This window comes from Candidatus Polarisedimenticolaceae bacterium (assembly GCA_036275915.1).
In the GTDB taxonomy this organism is placed as follows: domain Bacteria; phylum Acidobacteriota; class Polarisedimenticolia; order Polarisedimenticolales; family DASRJG01; genus DASRJG01.
Genome location: DASUCV010000009.1, coordinates 215610 through 234688 on the forward strand (window position 1 = coordinate 215610; position 19079 = coordinate 234688).

Sequence of the window (19079 nt, forward strand, 5' to 3'; positions counted from 1 at the left end):
AGTTGGGTAGAATCCCACGCGCTTCGAGGGAGCTCTCGCGTGCCCCTGTCTCCAGGAGATCGTCTCGGCCCGTACGAGATCGTGACGCCGCTCGGCGCGGGCGGCATGGGCGAGGTCTACAAGGCGAAGGACACGCGCCTCGACCGGCTCGTCGCGATCAAGGTGCTGCCCGAGCAGCTCGCGAAGGATCCGGCGCTCCTCGCCCGCTTCGACCGCGAGGCGAAGTCGGTCGCGGCGCTCAGCCACCCGAACATCCTCGCGCTCCACGACTTCGCGAGCCAGGACGGCTTGACGTACGCGGTCATGGAGCTGCTCGAAGGCGAGAGCCTGCGCGCGCGCCTCGCCGAGGGGCCGCTCCCGGCGCGCAAGGCAGCCCTGCTCGCGATCCAGATGGCACGCGGCCTCGCGGCGGCGCATGAAAAGGGGGTCGTCCACCGCGACCTCAAGCCTGACAACCTCTGGATCACGACCGACGGCCGCCTGAAGATCCTCGACTTCGGCCTGGCGAAAACGACCGGCGCTACGGACGACGGCAGCATGCTCGAGACGCGGAGCAGCCTCGGCACCTCGCCGGGCACGGTCATGGGCACCGTCGGCTACATGTCGCCGGAGCAGGTCCGCGGCGAAGCCGTCGACGCGCGCACCGATCTCTTCTCGTTCGGCGCGGTCCTCTACGAGATGCTGACCGGGACGAAGGCGTTCGCGAAGAACAGCGCGACCGAGACCCTCGCCGCCATCCTGCGCGACGATCCGCCGGCGCCCGAGGCGTCGGGGCGCAGCATCCCGCCGGCGCTCGATCGCATCGTCCATCACTGCCTCGAGAAGAGCCCGGCGCAGCGCTTCCGGTCGGCGCACGACGTCGCGTTCGCGCTCGAGAACGTGTCGGACGGGCCCGGTGTCACGTCGGCCGCCGTGACGGCGATCCCGAAGCGACGACCGTACGGCCTCGCGATCCTCGCCGCTTTGGCGGTCGTCGCCGCTGGGTTTGCAGGCTTCGTGCTCCGCCGCGGTGCGCCGCCCCCGCCGGTCTTCCATCGACTCACCTTCGAGCAGGGCACGGTCGAGAACGCGCGGTTCGGTCCCGACGGCCGCACGGTGATCTACAGCGCCCGCTGGAAGGGCGGGCCGCCGACGCTCTACTCGATCCCCGCGGGCAGCCAGGAGTCGCAGCGGCTGAACGTCGAAAGCGCGAGCCTCCTCGCGGTATCGAAGGACAACGAGCTGGCGATCGTCGTCTCGCCTCTTCTCACGTACGGCCTCTACCCCGGCAGCCTTGCGCGCGTTCCCGCCAGCGGCGGCGGCGCGCGGGTGGTCTGCCCCTCCGCGATCGCCGCGGATTGGAATCCCCGAAACGGTGAGCTGGCGGCGGTGACCATCCATCGCTCGGAGTGGACGCTCGAGTCGCCCCCCGGCAAGGCGCTGCGCACCAGCAAGGGCATCGACTTCGTCCGGTTCTCGCCGCGCGACGGATCGATCGCCTTCTTCGAGAACCGATTCGGCCTCGGGTGGCCGATCTTGCCGGAGACCGGGTCGATCATCGTCCTGGACCCCGCCGGCAAACAGCACGTGCTTGCCACCGGGCGGCGGTGCACCGGCCTCGCCTGGTCGCCGAACGGCGACGAGATCTGGTTCACGGACTGGGAGGACGGCCGGCGGACCACGCTCTCCGCGGCGTCGCTCTCGGGGAAAGTCCGGACGATCTGGACGGGGCCCGGCAACGTCATGCTCCAGGACGTGGCACCGGACGGGCACGCCCTCGTCCAGACCCGCGAGGTGAGGGACGGTGTCGTCGTGCTCGAGGAGGGTGCGGCGCGGGAACGCGACCTCTCCATCTTCGACGGCACCGTCGCGGTCGACATGACGCCCGACCGCAAAGCCCTCCTCGTCTACGAGCGCGGGGCAGGCGGCGGCCCCGAGGGCGCGGTCTACTTGACGCCGCTCGACGGATCGCCGCCGATCAATCTGGCGAAGGGCCGCGCCGAGTCGCTCTCGCCCGACGGGTCGATGGCGCTCGTCGGATTGCCCGAGCAGCCCGCGCGCTACACGCTCGTCCCCACCGGCGCAGGTCCCGCGAGGGTCGTCGACCTTGCTGGGGTCGCGTCGGACCAGGACAGCCGCTTTCTCCCCGACGGTAAGAGATTCGTCTTCCAGGGGGCCCCCGAGGGCAAGCCGGTCCGCATGTACCTCGTCGATCTGGTCGCGGGTGGTCCGCCGCGGCCGATCACCCCCGAGGGAACGCTCGTCTGGAAGGGCGGGAATCCGGTCTCGCCCGACGGCAAGTCGGTCTTCATCCTCAAAGACCTCGGCACCGACAACGTGGACGAGATCGTCACGATCGCGGACGGCAAGGAAACGCCGTTCGTCGGACACGAACCCCGCGACGTCCCGATCCGCTGGACCGCCGACGGCCGCGCGCTCTACGTCTTCAAGCGCGAGGGCCTCCCGGCTCGGATCTTCCGCTACGACCCGGCGACCGGGAAGAAAGATTTCGTCAAGGAGTTCATGCCCGCCGATCCCGGCGGGATCACCGGCATGAGCGGAGTGGTCATGACGCCGGATGCGAAGACGTTCGCGTTCAACTACCGGCGGCGCATCTCCGAGCTGTTCCTCGTCGAAGGCCTGAAGTAGAGAGGGGACAGCTTCCTTTTCTGAACCTTTCCCGAACCGCCTCATTTGACCATGCGAATCGTTGCCACGACAATCATTGCCGAGGCAAGCGATGAAACAACACGAGCCGGTCGGTTTCCTCATCGGGGCCTTGAGGCGTCGTCTGAAGCAGCTCACCGCCGGGCTCGCCCAGCCCTATGGGCTCACGCCGCAACAATTCTGGATCGTGGTGGGCATCGCCCGGACCGACGGTGTGTCCTTGCGCGACCTGTCCGAGCGCCGCAGGATGGACACGCCGACCGCGTCCCGTATCGTCGACGTGCTGGTTCGGCGCGGCATCGTGAAGAACGAGACCGATCCCGACGACCGCCGGCGTGCGCGCCTCGTGCTGACCGCATCCGGTCGCGCCCTCGCGAAGAAGCTCCTGCCCGTCGCCGACGGGATCCGAACGACGGTCGAGAGCGTGCTCACGAAGACGGAACGGAACGCGGTCGTGTCGGGTCTCGAGAAGATCCTCACGAAACTGGATGACCACGCACGGAGGGCGCGATGAGACTGTGGACGGCGGCCGCCGCCGGCATCGTGCTCTCGTGGGCGATGCTCGGCTGCTCGGGGACTGAGACCAAGGCGAAGCCCGCGCCCAAGCCCACTCCCGTCGTGGGAGTTCCCGCGAGGCTCGGCGATCTCGGCGTGACGGAGACGGCGCTCGGCACGGTGACCCCTCTCGCCACCGTCACGGTGAGGACCCGCGTCGACGGCGAGCTGGTCAAGGTCGCGTACCGCGAGGGGCAGCGCCTCCGGGCCGGCGATCTCATGGCGCAGATCGACCCGCGGCCGTTCGAGGTCCAGCTCCACCAGGCGGAAGGGCAGCTCGCGAAGGACGAGGCCGCGCTCGCGAACGCCAAAGTCGATCTCGAGCGGTACCGCGTGCTCGTCAAGCAGGACTCGGCGCCGCAGCAGCAGCTCGACACCCAGGCGGCGGTCGTCCAGCAGTCCGAGGCCGCGGCCGCGAGCGACCGCGCCGAGGTCGAGAGCGCGAAGCTCAACCTCACGTACTGCCGGATCACGGCGCCGATCACCGGCGTCGTCGGTCTCCGCCTCGTCGATCAGGGGAACATCGTTCACGCGGCGGACCAGAACGGCCTCGCGGTGATGACCCAGGAGCAGCCGATCTCGGTCGTGTTCACGATCCCGGCCGACCGGCTTCCGGCCGTGCTCGCGCGGTTCCGGAGCGGCGACGCGCTCCCCGTGGAGGCGTGGGACCGCGAGCTCCGGCACAAGCTCGCCGAGGGGGTCGTCCACGCGATCGACAACCAGATCGACGCCACGACCGGAACGGTGAAGATCCGCGCCCAGTTCGCGAATGACGACGCGGCGCTCTACCCGAACCTGTTCGTCAACGTGCGCCTCGTGACCGACACGCTGCGCGGCGTCGTCCTGATCCCGTCGGCGGCGATCGAGAAGAGTCCGCAGGGGGCGTACGTCTACGTCGTCCAGAAGGACGCGATCGTCGCGATGCGGAACGTGACGGTCGCCGCGACCGAGGGCGACGTCGCGGCGGTCAAGGACGGTGTCACCGACGGGGAGGTCGTCGTCACCGACGGCCTGGACAAGATCCAGCCGGGGGCGACGGTGACGCTGGGCGGAGGCACGAAGGCGAAGCCATGAACCTCTCGCGCCCGTTCGTCACGCGCCCGATCGCCACCTCGCTCCTGATGGCCGGGCTCATGATCGCGGGGCTGATCGGGTTCTCGCGCCTCCCGGTGTCGGCGCTCCCGCAGGTCGACTACCCGACGATCCAGGTCGTGACGTTCTATCCCGGCGCGAGCCCCGACGTCATGGCGTCGGCGGTCACGGCCCCTCTCGAGCGGCAGTTCGGCCAGATGCCGGGCCTGAACCAGATGACCTCATCGAGCTCGTCCGGCAGCTCGGTCATCGTGCTCCAGTTCGCGCTCGAGCTCGACATCGACGTCGCCGAGCAAGAGGTCCAGGCGGCGATCAACGCTTCGGGGACCTTCCTCCCGCGCGACCTGCCGAACCCGCCGATCTACAACAAGATCAACCCCGCGGACGCGCCGATCCTGACGCTCGCGCTCACGTCGAGGCGCCTCCCGCTCCCGCAGGTCGAGGACTACGCCGACACGCGCTTCGCTCAGAAGATCGCGCAGCTCCCCGGCGTCGGGCTCGTGAGCATCAGCGGCGGCCAGAAGCCCGCCGTGCGCGTCCAGGTCAATCCGACCGCCCTCGCCTCGTACGGGCTCACGATGGAAGACGTGCGGACGGCGATCGCGGCGTCGAACGTGAACCAGGCGAAGGGGACGTTCGACGGCCCGCTCCGGGCGTACACGATCTGGGCGAACGATCAGATCCTGGCCGGGAGTGGGTACGCGCCGATCATCGTCGCGTACCGGAACGGCGCCCCCGTGCGCCTGAGCGACGTCGCCACGGTCGTCGACGACACGGAGAACGTCCGTCAGGCCGCGTGGATGGGCTCGACCCCGGCCGTGATCGTCAACGTGCAGCGCCAGCCCGGCGCGAACATCATCGCGGTCGCCGACCGGATCAAGACGCTGCTCCCGCAGCTCCGGGCGTCGCTCCCGTCGTCGATCGACGTGACCGTCCTGACCGACCGCACGGTGACGATCCGCGCCTCCGTGAGCGACGTCGAGATGGAGCTCGGGCTCACGATCACCCTCGTCGTCACCGTGATCTTCCTCTTCCTTCGGACCGCGGCCGGCACCGTGATCCCCGGCATCGCCGTGCCGCTGTCGCTCGTCGGGACGTTCGGGGCGATGACGCTACTCGGCTTCTCCCTGAACAATCTCACGCTGATGGCGCTCACGATCTCGACCGGCTTCGTCGTCGACGACGCGATCGTCATGATCGAGAACATCTCGCGGTACGTCGAGGAGGGGATGCCGCCGCTCCAGGCGGCGCTCGTCGGCTCGGAGCAGATCGGCTTCACGATCCTCTCGCTCACCGTCTCGCTCATCGCCGTCCTCATCCCGCTCCTGTTCATGGGGGACGTCGTCGGGCGCCTCTTCCGTGAGTTCGCGATCACGCTGTCGGTGACGATCCTGATCTCGGCCGCGGTGTCCTTGACCCTCACGCCGATGATGTGCGCGAAGCTGCTGCGCCGGAAGCCGGAGAGCGAGCGGAGCCGCTTCTACCGCGCGTCCGAGCGCGCCTTCGAATCGGTGATCGCCTTCTACGGCCGGACCCTCAAGTGGGTGCTCCGCCACCAGCCGGCGACGCTCGTCGTCGCGGTCGCGACGCTCGCGCTCACGCTCCTGCTCTACGTGCTCATCCCCAAGGGGTTCTTCCCGGTGCAGGACACCGGCGTCATCCTCGGCATCTCGGAGGCACCCGGATCGGTCTCGTTCGCCGCGATGTCCGAGCGGCAGCAGGCGCTCGCGAAGATGATCCTCGAGGATCCCGACGTGGAAAGCCTCTCCTCGTTCATCGGGGTCGACGGGACGAACGTCACGCTCAACTCCGGCCGGATCCAGATCAACCTGAAGCCGCTCGGCAAGCGCGGCGCCGGGGCGAGCGAGGTCATCCGCCGGTTGTCCGGCAAGCTCGCGTCGGTCCAGGGGATCACGCTCTTCATGCAGCCGGTCCAGGACCTCACCGTCGAGGACCGGGTCAGCCGCACGCAGTTCCAGTACTCGCTCGAGGACCCGGATCCGGCGGTGCTGGCGGCGTGGGTTCCCAAGTTCGTCGCGAAGCTCAAGAGCCTCCCCGAGCTGGCCGACGTCGCGTCGGACCAGCAGACGAACGGCCTGCAGGCGCGCGTCGTCCTCGACCGGGCGACCGCGTCGCGTCTCGGCATCACGCCTCAGAACGTCGACGACGCGCTCGACGACGCGTTCGGTCAGCGCCAGGTCTCGACCATGTTCACGGAGACGAACCAGTACCGCGTCGTGCTCGAAGCGGCGCCGCCGTTCCGGCAGCGGCCGGAGAGCCTGGACGACGTACGCCTGCGGTCGGCGACCGGCGGCAGCGTCCCCCTGGGATCGTTCGCCTCCGTCGAGACCGCGAACGCCCCGCTCGCGATCAACCACCAGGGGCAGTTCCCCGCCGCGACGGTGTCGTTCAACCTCGCGCCGCGCACGTCGCTCGGCGAGGCGGTGCGCGCGATCGACGCCGCAAGGGACGAGATCGGGCTGCCGCCGTCGATCGAGACCGCCTACCAGGGAACGGCGCAAGCGTTCCGCGCGTCACTCGTGAACACGCCGTTCCTGATCCTGGCCGCGATCGTGACCGTCTATCTCCTCCTCGGCATCCTCTACGAGAGCTACATCCACCCGATCACGATCCTCTCCACGCTGCCGTCGGCGGGGGTCGGTGCTCTGCTCTCGCTCATGCTCTTCGGGAACGACTTCTCGGTCATCTCGCTGATCGGGATCATCCTGCTCATCGGCATCGTCGAGAAGAACGCGATCATGATGATCGACTTCGCGCTCGACGCCGAGCGCGGAGAGGGGAAAGACCCCGAGAGCGCGATCACGCAGGCCGCGCTCCTCCGCTTCCGTCCGATCCTCATGACGACCGCCGCGGCGCTCTTCGCCGGGATCCCGCTGGCGCTCGGCTCGGGGATCGGCTCCGAGCTGAGGCGTCCGCTCGGCATCGCGATCGTCGGCGGCCTGATCTTCAGCCAGATGCTGACGCTCTACACGACGCCGGTGATCTACCTCGCCTTCGACCGGCTCGCGAGCCGGTTCGCGCGCCGCGCGGCCCGGCCGGCGGGAGCCGAGGCATGACCTTCTCCTCGCTCTCGGAGCCGTTCATCCGCCGCCCGGTCGCGACGTCGCTCATGACCGTCGGCATCGCGCTCGCGGGTGCGGTGGCGTACCGCTTCCTGCCGGTCTCTCCCCTGCCCCAGGTCGAGTTCCCGACGATCAACGTCCAGGCGGGCCTCCCGGGCGCGAGCCCGGAGACGATGGCGTCGTCCGTGGCGACACCGCTCGAGCGGCAGTTCGGGCGGATCGCCGGGATCACCGAGATGACATCGTCGTCCGGCTCCGGCTCGACGCAGGTCACGCTCCAGTTCGACCTCTCGCGCAACATCGACGCCGCCGCCCGCGACGTGCAGGCCGCCATCAACGCGGCGCGCGGCCAGCTCCCGGCGAACCTGCCGGGCAACCCCTCCTACAAGAAGGCGAACCCCGCGGACGCGCCGATCATGCTCCTGGCGCTCACCTCGGACACGGTCGAGCGCGCAAGGATGTACGACGTCGCCTCGACGATCCTGCAGCAGAAGCTCGCGGAGCTGCGCGGTGTCGGCCAGGTCGTCGTCGGGGGCGGTGCGTTGCCCGCGGTCCGCGTCGAGCTCGATCCGGCGGCCGTCTACGACAGCGGCCTCGCGCTCGAGGACGTGCGCACCGCCCTCGCGGCGGCGAACGCGAACCGCCCGAAGGGCGACGTGGGCGACGACAAGCGCCTCTGGTCGGTGACGACGAGCGATCAGCTCCTGAAGGCCGCCGAGTACGAGCCGCTCGTCATCAGCGCCCACGGCAGCGCCGCGGTGCGCCTGGCCGACATCGCGCGCGTCACCGACTCGGTCGAGGACCTCCACGCGACCGGCCTCGCCAACGGCAAGCCCGCGATCATCCTCATCATCTTCCGGCAGCCCGGCGCCAACATCATCGAGACGGTCGACCGCATCCGCGGCGTGCTGCCGCAGCTCCGGGCGTCGCTCCCGCACGGCGTCGAGCTGCAGGTCATGATCGACGCCACCCGGACGATCCGGGCGTCGGTGCGCGACGTCGAGATCACGCTCTTGATCGCGATCGGGCTCGTCGTCCTCGTCGTCTTCGCCTTCCTGAGGAGCGCGCGCTCGACGTTCATCCCGAGCGTGGCGGTGCCGATCTCCCTGATCGGTACGTTCGGCGTCATGTACCTCCTCGGCTACAGCATCGACAACCTGTCGCTCATGGCCCTGACGGTCGCGACCGGGTTCGTCGTCGACGACGCGATCGTCGTCGTCGAGAACGTCACGCGGCATCTCGAGGAGGGGCGGACGCCGCTCGATGCCGCCCTGATCGGCGCCAGGGAGATCGGCTTCACCGTCGTCTCGATCAGCCTCTCGCTCATCGCGGTCTTCATCCCGATCCTCTTCATGGGCGGGATCATCGGCCGCCTGTTCCGCGAGTTCGCCGTCACCCTCTCGGTCGCGATCGCGGTGTCGCTCGTCGTGTCGCTCACGACGACTCCGATGATGTGCGCCATGCTGCTGCGCCCGCACGGCACGACGCGCCAGGGGCGTCTCGCCGCGGCCGGCGAGCGCGCGTTCGATTTCATCCTCCGCGTGTACGGGCGGGGGCTCGACTGGGTGCTCCGCCATCAGCCCCTCACGCTCGCGGTGACCCTCCTCACGATGGCGGGCACCGCCGCGCTCTACGTCGTCGTCCCCAAGGGGTTCTTCCCGCAGCAGGACACCGGCCGCATGAACGGCTCGCTCGTCGCCGATCAGGACGCCTCGTTCCAGGCGACGAACAAGAAGCTCTCGGCCCTCGTGGCGACCGTCATGAAGGACCCGGCGATCGAGAGCGCCGCCGGCTTCATCGGCGGCTCTTCGAACACCGGCCGCGTCTTCGTCGGCCTGAAGCCCACGAGCGAGCGGACCGCCACCCCCGATCAGGTCATCGCGCGCCTGCGCGGCAAGCTCTCCGGCGTCCCCGGCGCGACGCTCTACCTCCAGGCCGTCCAGGACGTCCGCGTCGGCGGACGGTTCGGGGCGGCGCAGTACCAGTACACGCTCCAGGGGGACGACCCCGACGAGCTCTCGTCATGGGCGCCGCGCGTCTACGCGAAGCTGCGCAGCCTCCCCATGCTCGCCGACGTCAACACCGACCAGCAGAACAAGGGCCTGCGCGCCTCGCTCACGATCGATCGCGCCACGGCCTCGCGCCTCGGCATCACGACGCAGCGCATCGACGACACGCTCTACGACGCGTTCGGGCAGCGCCAGGTCTCGACGATGTACACGCAGCTCAACCAGTACCACGTCGTCATGCAGGTCGACGAGAAGCTCTGGCAGAACCCCGACGGCTTGAAGAGCATCTACATCCCCTCCACGGACGGCGGGCTCGTGCCGCTGTCCGCCATCGCGCGGTTCGGGAGCGGGACGGCCCCGCTCACCGTCAATCACCAGGGGCAGTTCCCGGCGATCACGATCTCGTTCAACCTCCCGGTCGGCGTCGCCCTGGGAACGGCGATCACCGCCATCAAGCGCGCCGAGTCGGAGATCGGCCTGCCGTCGTCGATCCGCGGCAGCTTCCAGGGCACCGCGAAGGAGTTCCAGGCCTCGCTCGCCAACGAGCCGATCCTCATCCTCGCCGCCCTGCTCGCCGTCTACGTCGTCCTCGGGATCCTCTACGAGAGCCTCATCCACCCCGTGACGATCCTCTCGACGCTTCCGTCCGCCGGCGTCGGCGCGCTGCTCGCGCTCCTCGCGACGAACACCGAGCTGTCGGTGATCGCGCTCATCGGCATCATCCTGCTCATCGGCATCGTGAAGAAGAACGCGATCCTCATGATCGACTTCGCGATCGAGGCGGAGCGCAGCCAGGGCAAGAGTCCCGAGGAGGCGATCCGCCAGGCGTGCCTCCTGCGGTTCCGGCCGATCACGATGACCACGATGGCCGCGCTCCTGGGCGGCCTGCCGCTCGCGATCGGCGGGGGCACGGGCTCCGAGCTCCGGCGGCCGCTCGGCATCGCGATCGTCGGCGGCCTCATCTTCAGCCAGATGCTGACGCTCTTCACGACGCCGGTCGTCTACCTCTACCTCGACCGCTTCCGTCTCGCGTGGGGACGCCTGCGCGGCAAGGCCGTCCTCCGCCCGGCGCTCTTCGCCGTGCTCGCGCTCCTCCTCACCGCGTGCGCCGTCGGGCCCGACTACAAGAGGCCGCCGGCGCCGACGCCCGACGCGTACAAGGAGCTGCCGCCCGGTGCGCAGACGCTGCGGCCCGCGAGGCCGGAGGACAGCCACGCGCGCGGCCCCTGGTGGGAGGTCTACGGCGATCCCGAGCTGAGCACGCTCGAGGCCCAGGTCGACGTCTCGAGCCAGACGATCGCGCAGGCCGAGGCCGAGTACCGGGGGGCGCGCGCGGCGGCGCGCCTCGCGCACGCAGGCCTGTATCCCACGATCTCCACGAACCCCTCGGTGATCCGCTCGAAGGGCGTTTCCCGGTCGACGCTCACCGCGTCCTCGTCCCCCACCACGTTCTATGAAGTCCCGGTGGACTTCTCGTGGGAGGCGGATCTCTTCGGCCGCCTGCGGCGGACCGCCGAGGAGGGCGCCGCGCAGGCGCAGGCCTCGGCCGCCGATCTCGAAGGCGTGCGCCTCGCGATGCACGCGGAACTGGCGGTCGATTACTTCGAGCTGCGCGGGCTCGATGCCGAGGCGAAGCTCTTCGACACGACGGTCGATGCGTACAACGTCGCGCTCGAGCTGACGAAGAACCGCTACGCCCAGGGCGTCGCTTCCGGCGTCGACGTCGCGCAGGCCGAGACGCAGCTCGAATCGACGCACGCCCAGGCGACCGACCTTCGCCTCCAGCGCACCCAGCTCGAGCACGCGATCGCGGTCCTCATGGGGAAACCGCCCTCCGAGTTCTCGCTTCCACCCGGTCAACCGCTCGCCGAGCCCCCCGGCGTTCCCGTCGGACTACCGTCCGACCTCCTCGAGCAGCGCCCCGACGTCGCCGCCGCCGAGCGGCGCGCCGCCGCAGCGAACGCCGCGATCGGCGTCGCCCAGGCGGCGTACTTCCCCTCTCTGACCCTCAGCGCGTCGGGCGGCTTCGCCAGCTCCGCGCTCGGCGACCTCTTCTCGCTTCCGAGCCGCTTCTGGTCGATCGGCGCGGCCGCGCTCGAGACGATCTTCGATGGTGGACGCCGACGCGCGGCCAAGAACCAAGCGATCGCCGGCTACGATGCGTCCGTCGCCGCGTATCGCGAGAGCGTGCTCACCGCGCTGCAGCAGGTCGAGGACAACCTCGCAGCGCTCCGCGACCTCGAGGTGGAAGCCTCCGAGCAGGCGAAGGCGACCGCCGCCGCGGAGCGCGCGCTCTCCCTGGCGCAGAACCGCTACAAAGCCGGGATCACGTCGTACCTCGAGGTCGTCGTCGCGCAAGCGGTCGCGCTCGGCGACGAGCGGGCGTCGGTCGATCTGTCGGTGCGGCGCATGGTGGCGAGCGTCAACCTGGTCCAGGCTCTCGGCGGCGGGTGGAACGCGGAGGAGCTTCGCTCAGGACTCCAGAAATAGCTCCCCGCTCGCCGGATCGTACGAGAACAGCTCCGCGTAGCGCCCCCAGTTGATGACGTTCTCCAGCTCCTCATCGGCGTGCTCGCCGTACTCGTCCTTGAATCGGTCGAGGAAGTAGCCGCGGTCGATGCGCTGGTTGTCGTCCTGCTGAAGCGCCTCGTAGATCTTGTTCACGACCGGGATCCGCAGCACGCGTCCCGCGATCAGCTCCTTGCGCGCGAGGATGCTCGCCTCGGCGTAGGCGGAACCCAGCGGTGCGAGCGAGAGGTCGCCCTCGGCGACCGTGAGCATGCCGAGCAGCTCGCCGAGTTCGACGACGGGGAGGACGTCGTCGATCTCGAGGGTCAGCTCGGCGGCGAGGCGGTACAGGTCCGCGCGTCCGCCCTCGGCGGCGAGCTTCTCGACGAGACCGGCGAGCGCGTTCGGGCGTGCCTTCGGCAGGCGCCGTCCCGCCTGGCGGACCTCGCCCTCGGGCCTCGTCTTGCCCGCGACCGCCGCGTAGACGGTGTCGACGATCGCCTGGAACGCCGTGTCCTTGCGCCGGCGTGGGTGGCGCAGCGTCACCGGGATCTCGACCACGACCCGTCCGGGGTCCTTCCCCATGACGACGATGCGGTCGGCCATGAGCACCGCCTCCTCGATGTTGTGGGTCACCATGAGGATCGCCTTCGTCGGGATGGCGTGCGACGACCACAGCTCGAGCAGCTCGCCGCGGAGCGCCTCGGCCGAGAGCACGTCGAGCGCCGAGAACGGCTCGTCGAGGCAGAGCAGCTCCGGCTCGACCGCCATCGCGCGCGCGAAGCCGACCTTCTGCCGCATCCCACCCGACAGCTCTCGGGGGTACGCCGCCTCGAAGCCGTCGAGCCCGACCATGTCGATGAGCTTGCGGGCGCGCTCCTCGCGCTCGGGGCGCGGGATGCCGCGGGCGCGGAGGGCGACCTCGACGTTCTCCTGCACGGTGAGCCACGGGTAGAGGGCGAAGGTCTGGAAGACGATCGTCGCGTGCGGGTTCACGCCCTCGACCGGGACGCCGCGGTAGCGCACCTGCCCCTCGGTCGCGGGGCTGAGACCGGTGATCACGCGCAGGAGCGACGACTTGCCGCAGCCCGACGGGCCCAGGAGGCACACGAACTGTCCCGCATCGACCTCGAGCGAGACTCCGGAGACGGCGACGAAGAGCTTGGGGGGACGCCCGTACGTCTTCGTCACCCGGTCCACGTTGAGAAGCGCTTCTCCGCTCATGGCGTCTCCATCATTCCATGCGGTAGCGCTCTTCCGCGAGCCGGTAGAGCCGCGCCCAGAACACCCGGTTGATCAGGACCACGGTGCCGACGAGCGCCAGGGTGCCCGCGAGGAGCATCGCGTAGTTCGCGTCGGCCGTCGCGGCCGCGATCGTCGCGCCGACGCCGACGGTCTGGTGCGTCTCGCCGCCGAACTCCACGAACTCGGCGACGATGCTGGCGTTCCACGCGCCGCCCGAGGCGGTGATCGCTCCGGTGATGACGAACGGGAAGAGCGAAGGGAGGACGAGCGTGCGCCATCGCGCCGCGCGCGTGAGACGCAGGAGATCGGTCGTGTCGCGGAGGTCCCGCGGAATCGCCGAGGCTCCCGCGATCACGTTGAAGAGCAGATACCACTGCGTCCCCATGAGCATGAGCAGAACCGCCGCCAGGTTGAGGCCGAACGGAAGGCGGAGCAGCACGATGAGGATCACGGGGAAGAGCGCCGTCGCGGGGACCGCCGCCAAGACCTGCGCCGCCGGCTGGAGCACCCGCGCGAGCCGCGGCCTCGTCCCGATCACGTAGCCGACAGGGAGCGTCCAGGCGACGGCGATCAGGAGCGACGCGGCCACGCGCGCGAAGGTCGCGAGGAGGCCCGCGCCGATCGTCTCCCACGAGGCGAGCGACAGCGAGGCGAGGAGCGACGCGGCACGGACGGCGCCGTAGAGGACGATCGCGACGAGGACGGCCCCCGCGACCCACGCGGGCCATCGAGATTCCTCGCGCCGGGCTCTGGGCTTCGCGTCCACGGCGAGCGAGGCGCGATCCATCCGATCCCCGAGCGGCGCGATCACGCGCGTCCGGATCTCCGCGGCGAGCCGCGAGCCGTCGAGGGCGTCGCGGAACCACGACGTCTGCGGCTGCTCGCCCTCCACCGACTCGATCTTGAACTTCGTCGCCCAGGCGAGGAGCGGCCGCCACACGACCTGATCGAGGACGACGACGATGGCGACGAGCGTGACGACGCCGAGCAGCACCGCGCGAAGATCTCCCGTCGACGCCGCGGTCTGAAGGTACGAGCCGAGCCCGGGCAGGCGGAAGTCGTGCGACCCGACCTTGAAGATCTCCGACGCCATGAGGAAGAACCAGCCGCCGGCCCAGCTCATCACACTGTTCCAGATGAGGCCGATCGCGGCGAACGGCAGCTCGAGGACGCGCAGGCGCATCCACGGCGAGAGCCGGAAGATCGAGGCCGCCTCGCGGAGCTCGCTCGGGATCGTCGTGAGCGACTGGTAGAAGGAGAACGTCAGGTTCCAGGCCTGCGAGGTGAAGATGAGAACGATCGCCGCGACCTCCGCCGCCGCGCGCTGCGGGAGCACGGCGGAGAGTCCGAGGAGGACGACCGGGAGGAACGAGAGGATCGGCACGCTCTGGAGGACGTCGAGGAGCGGCATCAGGACCTTGCGCGCTCCGGGGTTCCTCGCCGCGGCGTAGCCGTAGGCCAGGCTGAACCCGAGCGACAGCGCGTAGGCGGCGGCCATCCGGCTCACCGAGAGGAGCGCGTACCACGGGAGCGCACCCGGCGACGTCGAGATCTCCGGCCCCGCGATCGCCGTCGGCGCGAAGAAGGCGAGGCGGACGCCCGCATAGAGCAGCGCAGCGATCCCCGCGAAGATGAGGACGTCGGCGAGCGCCGGCCGCCGCGGAAGTACCGGTCCGAAACGCAGTCGCCTCACGGGAGTGGATTTCGCCGGGAGACCGCTCGCATCGCCTCTTCGGCCGTCCGGGGTACGTCGGGTCCGTCGAAATGGGGCGCGAGCTTGACCGCGGGATAGGCTCGCATCGCGTCGAGCGCTGCGGCGACGTCTCCGGCGGACAGGCCGTCGCAGCTTGCGTAGACGCCGCCCGCACCTTCCTCACGCTCGTTGTGACCGATCAGAATCGAGCGAATCTCTTCGATGATCGCGGCCGTGGGCGTCGGTACGAGGAGGAGCGCGAGTGCACCGTGCTCCCGATGCAGCCGGGCAATGATGGACTTGTCGATCTCACCTTTGATCGCCGGGAAGAGGATCTTCTCCTCGATCCCGATATGCCGCAGCAGCCCCGCGCGGAGATCCTCGTAGCTCGCACGATCGACCTCGCCGGACGGCGTCACCGCCGATGCGAGCAGCGCGTCGAGCCGCTCGTGATCGGCGGCGAGGAACTTGAGAATCGGTCCCGCCATGCGGCGCGAGTATAGGCGCCGTGCTCAAGGCGAAGCGAGCATCCTGCCCAGCGCCAGCGAGAGGTCGGGCCAGTACGTGATCAGGAGCACGCCCCCGCCGAGGATCGCGAGGAACGGCAGCACGTGGCGGTAGAGCGCGGTCATCGGCTTGCCGAAGCGCGACGACGACAGGAAGAGGTTCAGGCCGACCGGCGGAAAGAGGAACCCGAGCTCGAGGTTGGCGAGGAAGATGACGCCGAGGTGGACGGGATCGATCCCGTACGCCGCCGCCAGGGGGACGACGAGCGGCGTCAGGATGACGATCGCCGAGAACACTTCGAGCACGCTCCCGAGCACGAGGAGCACGACGTTCAAGACGAGCAGGAACACGAGCGGCGAGTGGATGTGCGCCTGCACGGCCGCGAGCACCGCGTCGGGGATCTGCGCCTCGACGAGGTAGCCGGTCATCCCGAGCGCGCAGCTCAGGAGGAGGAGCACGGCGCCGATCATCGCCGAGCCGCGCACCAGCGTCTTCGGCAGGTCGCCGAGGGTCAGGTCGCGGTGGATGAAGACGACGATCACGATGGTGTAGATCACCGCGAACGCGGCCGTCTCGAGGAGCGACGCCCAGCCGGTCGCGAAGAGCACGATCATCGCGACCGGGATCGACAGCTCCCACTTCGCCTCCCAGGTCGCGGCGGCGGCTTCCTTCACGGAGAACGGCTGCTTGGACGCGCGCACGCGCTTGCCGACCGTCATCCCGTAGAGCGCGACGATGAGGACGAGGAGCGTGCCCGGCAGGAGGCCCGCGAGGAAAAGCTTCTCGGCGGGGATCTTCGAGACGACGCTGTAAAGGATGACGGGGAGGCTCGGCGGGAAGAGGAGGCCGAGGCTTCCCGCGGCGGTGACGAGGCCGAGCGAGAACCCTTCCGGGTAGCCGTCCTCGCGCAGGATCGGATAGACGAGCCCGCCGAGGGCGATGATCGTCACGCCGGAGCCGCCGGTGAACGCGGTGAAGACGGCGCACACCGCCGCGACGAGCACCGCGACCCCGCCCGGCATCCAGCCGAGGAGCGCGCGGAAGAACCGGACGAGCCGGTGAGCGGCCTGCGAGTCCGCGAGCAGGTAGCCGCACGCGGTCAGGAGCGGGATCGCGGGAAGGGTCGGCGACGCAACGAGGCGGTAGATCTCCGCGGTGACGGCGGAGACGGGCGTCCCGTCACGGAAGAAGAAGAGCGCGGCGAGGCCGCCCATCGCGGCGAAGACCGGCGCGCCGACGAGCGTCGCGATGATGACGAGCGCCGCGAGCGGCAGGACGAGGTGCCGCGAAAAGTCGGGGGCCGCCCCGAGTGCGACGACGAGCGCGACCGCCGCGGCGGCGAGCGCGCGACCGCGCCACGAGCGCCCCGCCTTCAGGACGTAGAGGAGCGCCATGCCGGCGAGCGCCGCGGGCATGACCGTCTCGCCGAGCCACTCGGGAGCGCCGAACGGGAGCACGCGCCCCAGCGTCCGGTCGGCGAGCACGACGCGCACCGCCGCGAACGACAGCACCGCCGCCACGGAGGCGGCGACGGCGTGCGTCAGGAAGTCGGCCGCGACGCGCAAGCGACCCTCGCCCAGGAGGACCGCCGTCGAGAGACGGAGATGCTCCCCGGCGGCCGTCGCCGCGAGTCCTCCGAGGAAGGTCAGGAAGAAGGTGAGAACCTGGACGTAGCTCGACGCGCCCGGAACGTGGAACCGCCCGAACGGCCGAGCGGCGAAGTCGATCATCGGAAGGAGCGCGAGCAGGAGGAGCGACGCGACGAGCAGCGCCTCCCACATCCGTCGCGCGAGCTGGACCGGCCTCAATGCGGCTTCTGCGCCCGGTACTCGGCGGAGGACTTGACCGCCAGATCGAAGTCATCCGCCGGCATGTAGGCGCCGCGGACGAGCGGGTAGACACTCGACGGCAGCTTGCGCCACGACTCGAGATCGGCGGCGGTCGGCTTCACGACGATCAAGCCCTTCGACTTCATCGCGTCGACGCTCTGGGCCTCCTCGGCCCGCGTCTTGTCGCGCATGCGGCGCGCCGTTTCCTTCGTCGCGGCGATGATCGCCGGACGCACGTCGGCGGGGATCTTGTTCCACGTGTTCTTGTCGATGACGATCCCGCCGATGAGGAGCGCCCAGTTGACGTCGGTCATGTTCTTCGCCGAGGTGTACCACTGCATGAGCGCGGCGATCTGCGGCGTCGTGCAGATGGCGTTGACGAGTCCGGTCCCAAGCGCGGTCGAGATCTCGGTGGCGGGGAGCGGGATCGGATGGAAGCCGGCGCCCTTCCACAGCTCGATGTACTTGTCGTCGCCCGCCCAGGCGAAGAGCTTCGCCGTCTTCAGCTCGTCCGGAGAGCGCGCCGGCGTCTTGGTGAAGAAGTGCGCCCAGCCGGCGTCGATCCACGAGAGGACGACGAACCCCTTGGCATCGAACTTCGCCTCGAGGGCCGGCGTGATCTTGTCGGCGACCCAGTCGGCCTCGGCGTAGTCCTCGAACAGCATCGGGATCTGGAGCGCGAGGACGCCGCGGTCGATGTCGGCGAGGCCGGAGGTCGCGAGGAACCCCGCGTTCAGCGTGCCGAGGCGGATCTTGCGCACGACGTCGGCGTCGTCACCGGCGACACCGCCGGCGTAGAGCTTGAGCGTGACCTTCCCTCCCGAGACCTGCTGCCACTTCTGCCCCATCTCCGTGAGCGAGGTGTTCCAGGCCGATCCTGCGGGAACGAGGGTCGCCATCTTGACGACGACCGTGTCGGCGGCGCGAGCCGTTCCGATCGCGAGGACGAAAGCGGCTGCGAGGGCGAGGCACCGGATGGTTCGCATGGTTCCATTACTCCAGGAAAAGGTCGTCGATCTTAGCGAGAAGCCAGCGCGCGCGCCGCTGCGCGACGAGGTTGGCCAGGCGGTACTCCGGAACGGCGTCGGGATTCACCGCGAGCGCCGCGTCGATCATCTCGGTGAACTCCTTGCGATTCTGCGTCCCGACCGAGACCGATTCCGCGAAGGCGAGGTACGGCGCCGCCCTCTTCCCCTTGGCCAGATCGAGCGCGGCTTTCAGCTCGGCCCGCGCCTTGTCGATCGACCCGCCCGCCGCGCCGGCCCGGCCGCCTTCATAAGAGATGTAGTAGTCGTGGATCACCCCGTCGCCGTATCCGGGGTCGAGCTCGAGGGCCCGGTGCATCAGGCTCTCGGCGACCGGGAGGTTCACCGCCATGGCGGCGTCGGTCTTGTCCGTCGCGATCGCGAGGCTCCACGCGGCCGCGGTCCAGTAGAGAAGCGGGACGTCGGACTTCTTCATCCCGGCGAGCGCCGCGTGCGCATCGGCGTCGAGCGCCTTGCGCAATCCCGGGTGGTCGACCTCGAGGCCGCGCATCCCGTAGCCGAGGGCGCGCCGGTACATCTTCATCGCGCGCTCACGGAGATGGGTGGCGCGCGCCACGTCTTGGTCCTGGACGTAGTCGGCTTCGCTCGCGAGGTACACGTAGGCGTACTGCGCGAACCCCGACGACGCGGCCAGGAGGAGGCCCTTGTGGTTCGGCGTCGTCTCGAGGAGGCCTTCGATCGTCTTCAGGGCGAAGGGGGTCGCCTCGCCGACGAACTCGGGATCGTCGTCGCTCGCGTAGGTCGTGCCGCCCGAGGCCAGCGCGTCCCCCACCTTCCCGGCGGCCCATTTCTTGATGGAACAGCCCGGCGTCGCGGCGAGGAGAATCGCCGTCAGGAGGAGGAGTGTGACTCGGCGGCGCATCGGA

The 19079-nt window shown here is 69.7% G+C and carries 11 protein-coding genes; 5 read left to right on the plus strand and 6 right to left on the minus strand.

What is annotated here, in order from left to right:
• The first annotated feature begins 39 nt into the window (after positions 1–39).
• From VFV19_07920 to VFV19_07940, 5 genes are all read left to right on the plus strand, one after another.
• Positions 40–2628: a protein kinase gene (locus VFV19_07920; GenBank protein ID HEX4824227.1), complete on the plus strand. Its 2589-nt coding sequence runs from the start codon at positions 40–42 to the stop codon at positions 2626–2628.
• Between the two features lie 91 nt (positions 2629–2719).
• Positions 2720–3160, plus strand: a complete 441-nt coding sequence (locus tag VFV19_07925; GenBank protein ID HEX4824228.1) for a MarR family winged helix-turn-helix transcriptional regulator — start codon at positions 2720–2722, stop codon at positions 3158–3160.
• Positions 3157–4275, plus strand: coding sequence for an efflux RND transporter periplasmic adaptor subunit (locus VFV19_07930; protein HEX4824229.1), 1119 nt, complete (start codon positions 3157–3159; stop codon positions 4273–4275). Before VFV19_07925 ends, VFV19_07930 begins: the two co-directional genes overlap by 4 nt.
• On the plus strand, positions 4272–7370 hold the full coding sequence (locus VFV19_07935) for a multidrug efflux RND transporter permease subunit (protein ID HEX4824230.1): 3099 nt from the start codon (positions 4272–4274) through the stop codon (positions 7368–7370). Before VFV19_07930 ends, VFV19_07935 begins: the two co-directional genes overlap by 4 nt.
• Positions 7367–11875 (plus strand): multidrug efflux RND transporter permease subunit, encoded by a 4509-nt coding sequence (locus VFV19_07940; protein ID HEX4824231.1) that lies wholly within the window; start codon positions 7367–7369, stop codon positions 11873–11875. Before VFV19_07935 ends, VFV19_07940 begins: the two co-directional genes overlap by 4 nt.
• On the opposite strand, the gene VFV19_07945 is transcribed toward VFV19_07940, so the two are convergent.
• From VFV19_07945 to VFV19_07970, 6 genes are read right to left on the minus strand one after another with little or no spacing between them, the layout of a single operon-like run.
• Complete coding sequence (locus VFV19_07945) at positions 11858–13117, minus strand: nitrate/sulfonate/bicarbonate ABC transporter ATP-binding protein (protein HEX4824232.1); 1260 nt, start codon at positions 13115–13117, stop codon at positions 11858–11860. The two genes, VFV19_07940 and VFV19_07945, sit on opposite strands and share 18 nt — an antisense overlap.
• A 10-nt stretch (positions 13118–13127) precedes the next feature.
• On the minus strand, positions 13128–14831 hold the full coding sequence (locus tag VFV19_07950; GenBank protein HEX4824233.1) for an ABC transporter permease subunit: 1704 nt from the start codon (positions 14829–14831) through the stop codon (positions 13128–13130).
• A complete protein-coding gene (locus VFV19_07955) occupies positions 14828–15319 on the minus strand; it encodes a hemerythrin domain-containing protein (protein ID HEX4824234.1) in 492 nt (163 codons plus the stop codon). The genes VFV19_07950 and VFV19_07955 overlap by 4 nt, the downstream gene beginning before the upstream one ends.
• A gap of 24 nt (positions 15320–15343) precedes the next feature.
• Complete coding sequence (locus tag VFV19_07960; protein ID HEX4824235.1) at positions 15344–17146, minus strand: TRAP transporter large permease subunit; 1803 nt, start codon at positions 17144–17146, stop codon at positions 15344–15346.
• On the minus strand, positions 17143–18153 hold the full coding sequence (dctP, locus tag VFV19_07965; GenBank protein ID HEX4824236.1) for a TRAP transporter substrate-binding protein DctP: 1011 nt from the start codon (positions 18151–18153) through the stop codon (positions 17143–17145). The genes VFV19_07960 and dctP overlap by 4 nt, the downstream gene beginning before the upstream one ends.
• A gap of 7 nt (positions 18154–18160) precedes the next feature.
• Positions 18161–19075 (minus strand): TRAP transporter TatT component family protein, encoded by a 915-nt coding sequence (locus tag VFV19_07970; GenBank protein ID HEX4824237.1) that lies wholly within the window; start codon positions 19073–19075, stop codon positions 18161–18163.
• Positions 19076–19079 lie beyond the last annotated feature (4 nt).

What these genes read in the sequence shown, in the direction of transcription:
- VFV19_07925 (HEX4824228.1), top strand. Translation starts at nt 2,720, where the DNA reads ATGAAACAACACGAGCCGGTCGGTTTCCTCATCGGGGCCTTGAGGCGT.
- VFV19_07930 (HEX4824229.1), top strand. Translation starts at nt 3,157, where the DNA reads ATGAGACTGTGGACGGCGGCCGCCGCCGGCATCGTGCTCTCGTGGGCG.
- VFV19_07935 (HEX4824230.1), top strand. Translation starts at nt 4,272, where the DNA reads ATGAACCTCTCGCGCCCGTTCGTCACGCGCCCGATCGCCACCTCGCTC.
- VFV19_07940 (HEX4824231.1), top strand. Translation starts at nt 7,367, where the DNA reads ATGACCTTCTCCTCGCTCTCGGAGCCGTTCATCCGCCGCCCGGTCGCG.
- VFV19_07945 (HEX4824232.1), bottom strand. Translation starts at nt 13,117, where the DNA reads ATGAGCGGAGAAGCGCTTCTCAACGTGGACCGGGTGACGAAGACGTAC.
- VFV19_07955 (HEX4824234.1), bottom strand. Translation starts at nt 15,319, where the DNA reads ATGGCGGGACCGATTCTCAAGTTCCTCGCCGCCGATCACGAGCGGCTC.
- dctP (HEX4824236.1), bottom strand. Translation starts at nt 18,153, where the DNA reads ATGCGAACCATCCGGTGCCTCGCCCTCGCAGCCGCTTTCGTCCTCGCG.
- VFV19_07970 (HEX4824237.1), bottom strand. Translation starts at nt 19,075, where the DNA reads ATGCGCCGCCGAGTCACACTCCTCCTCCTGACGGCGATTCTCCTCGCC.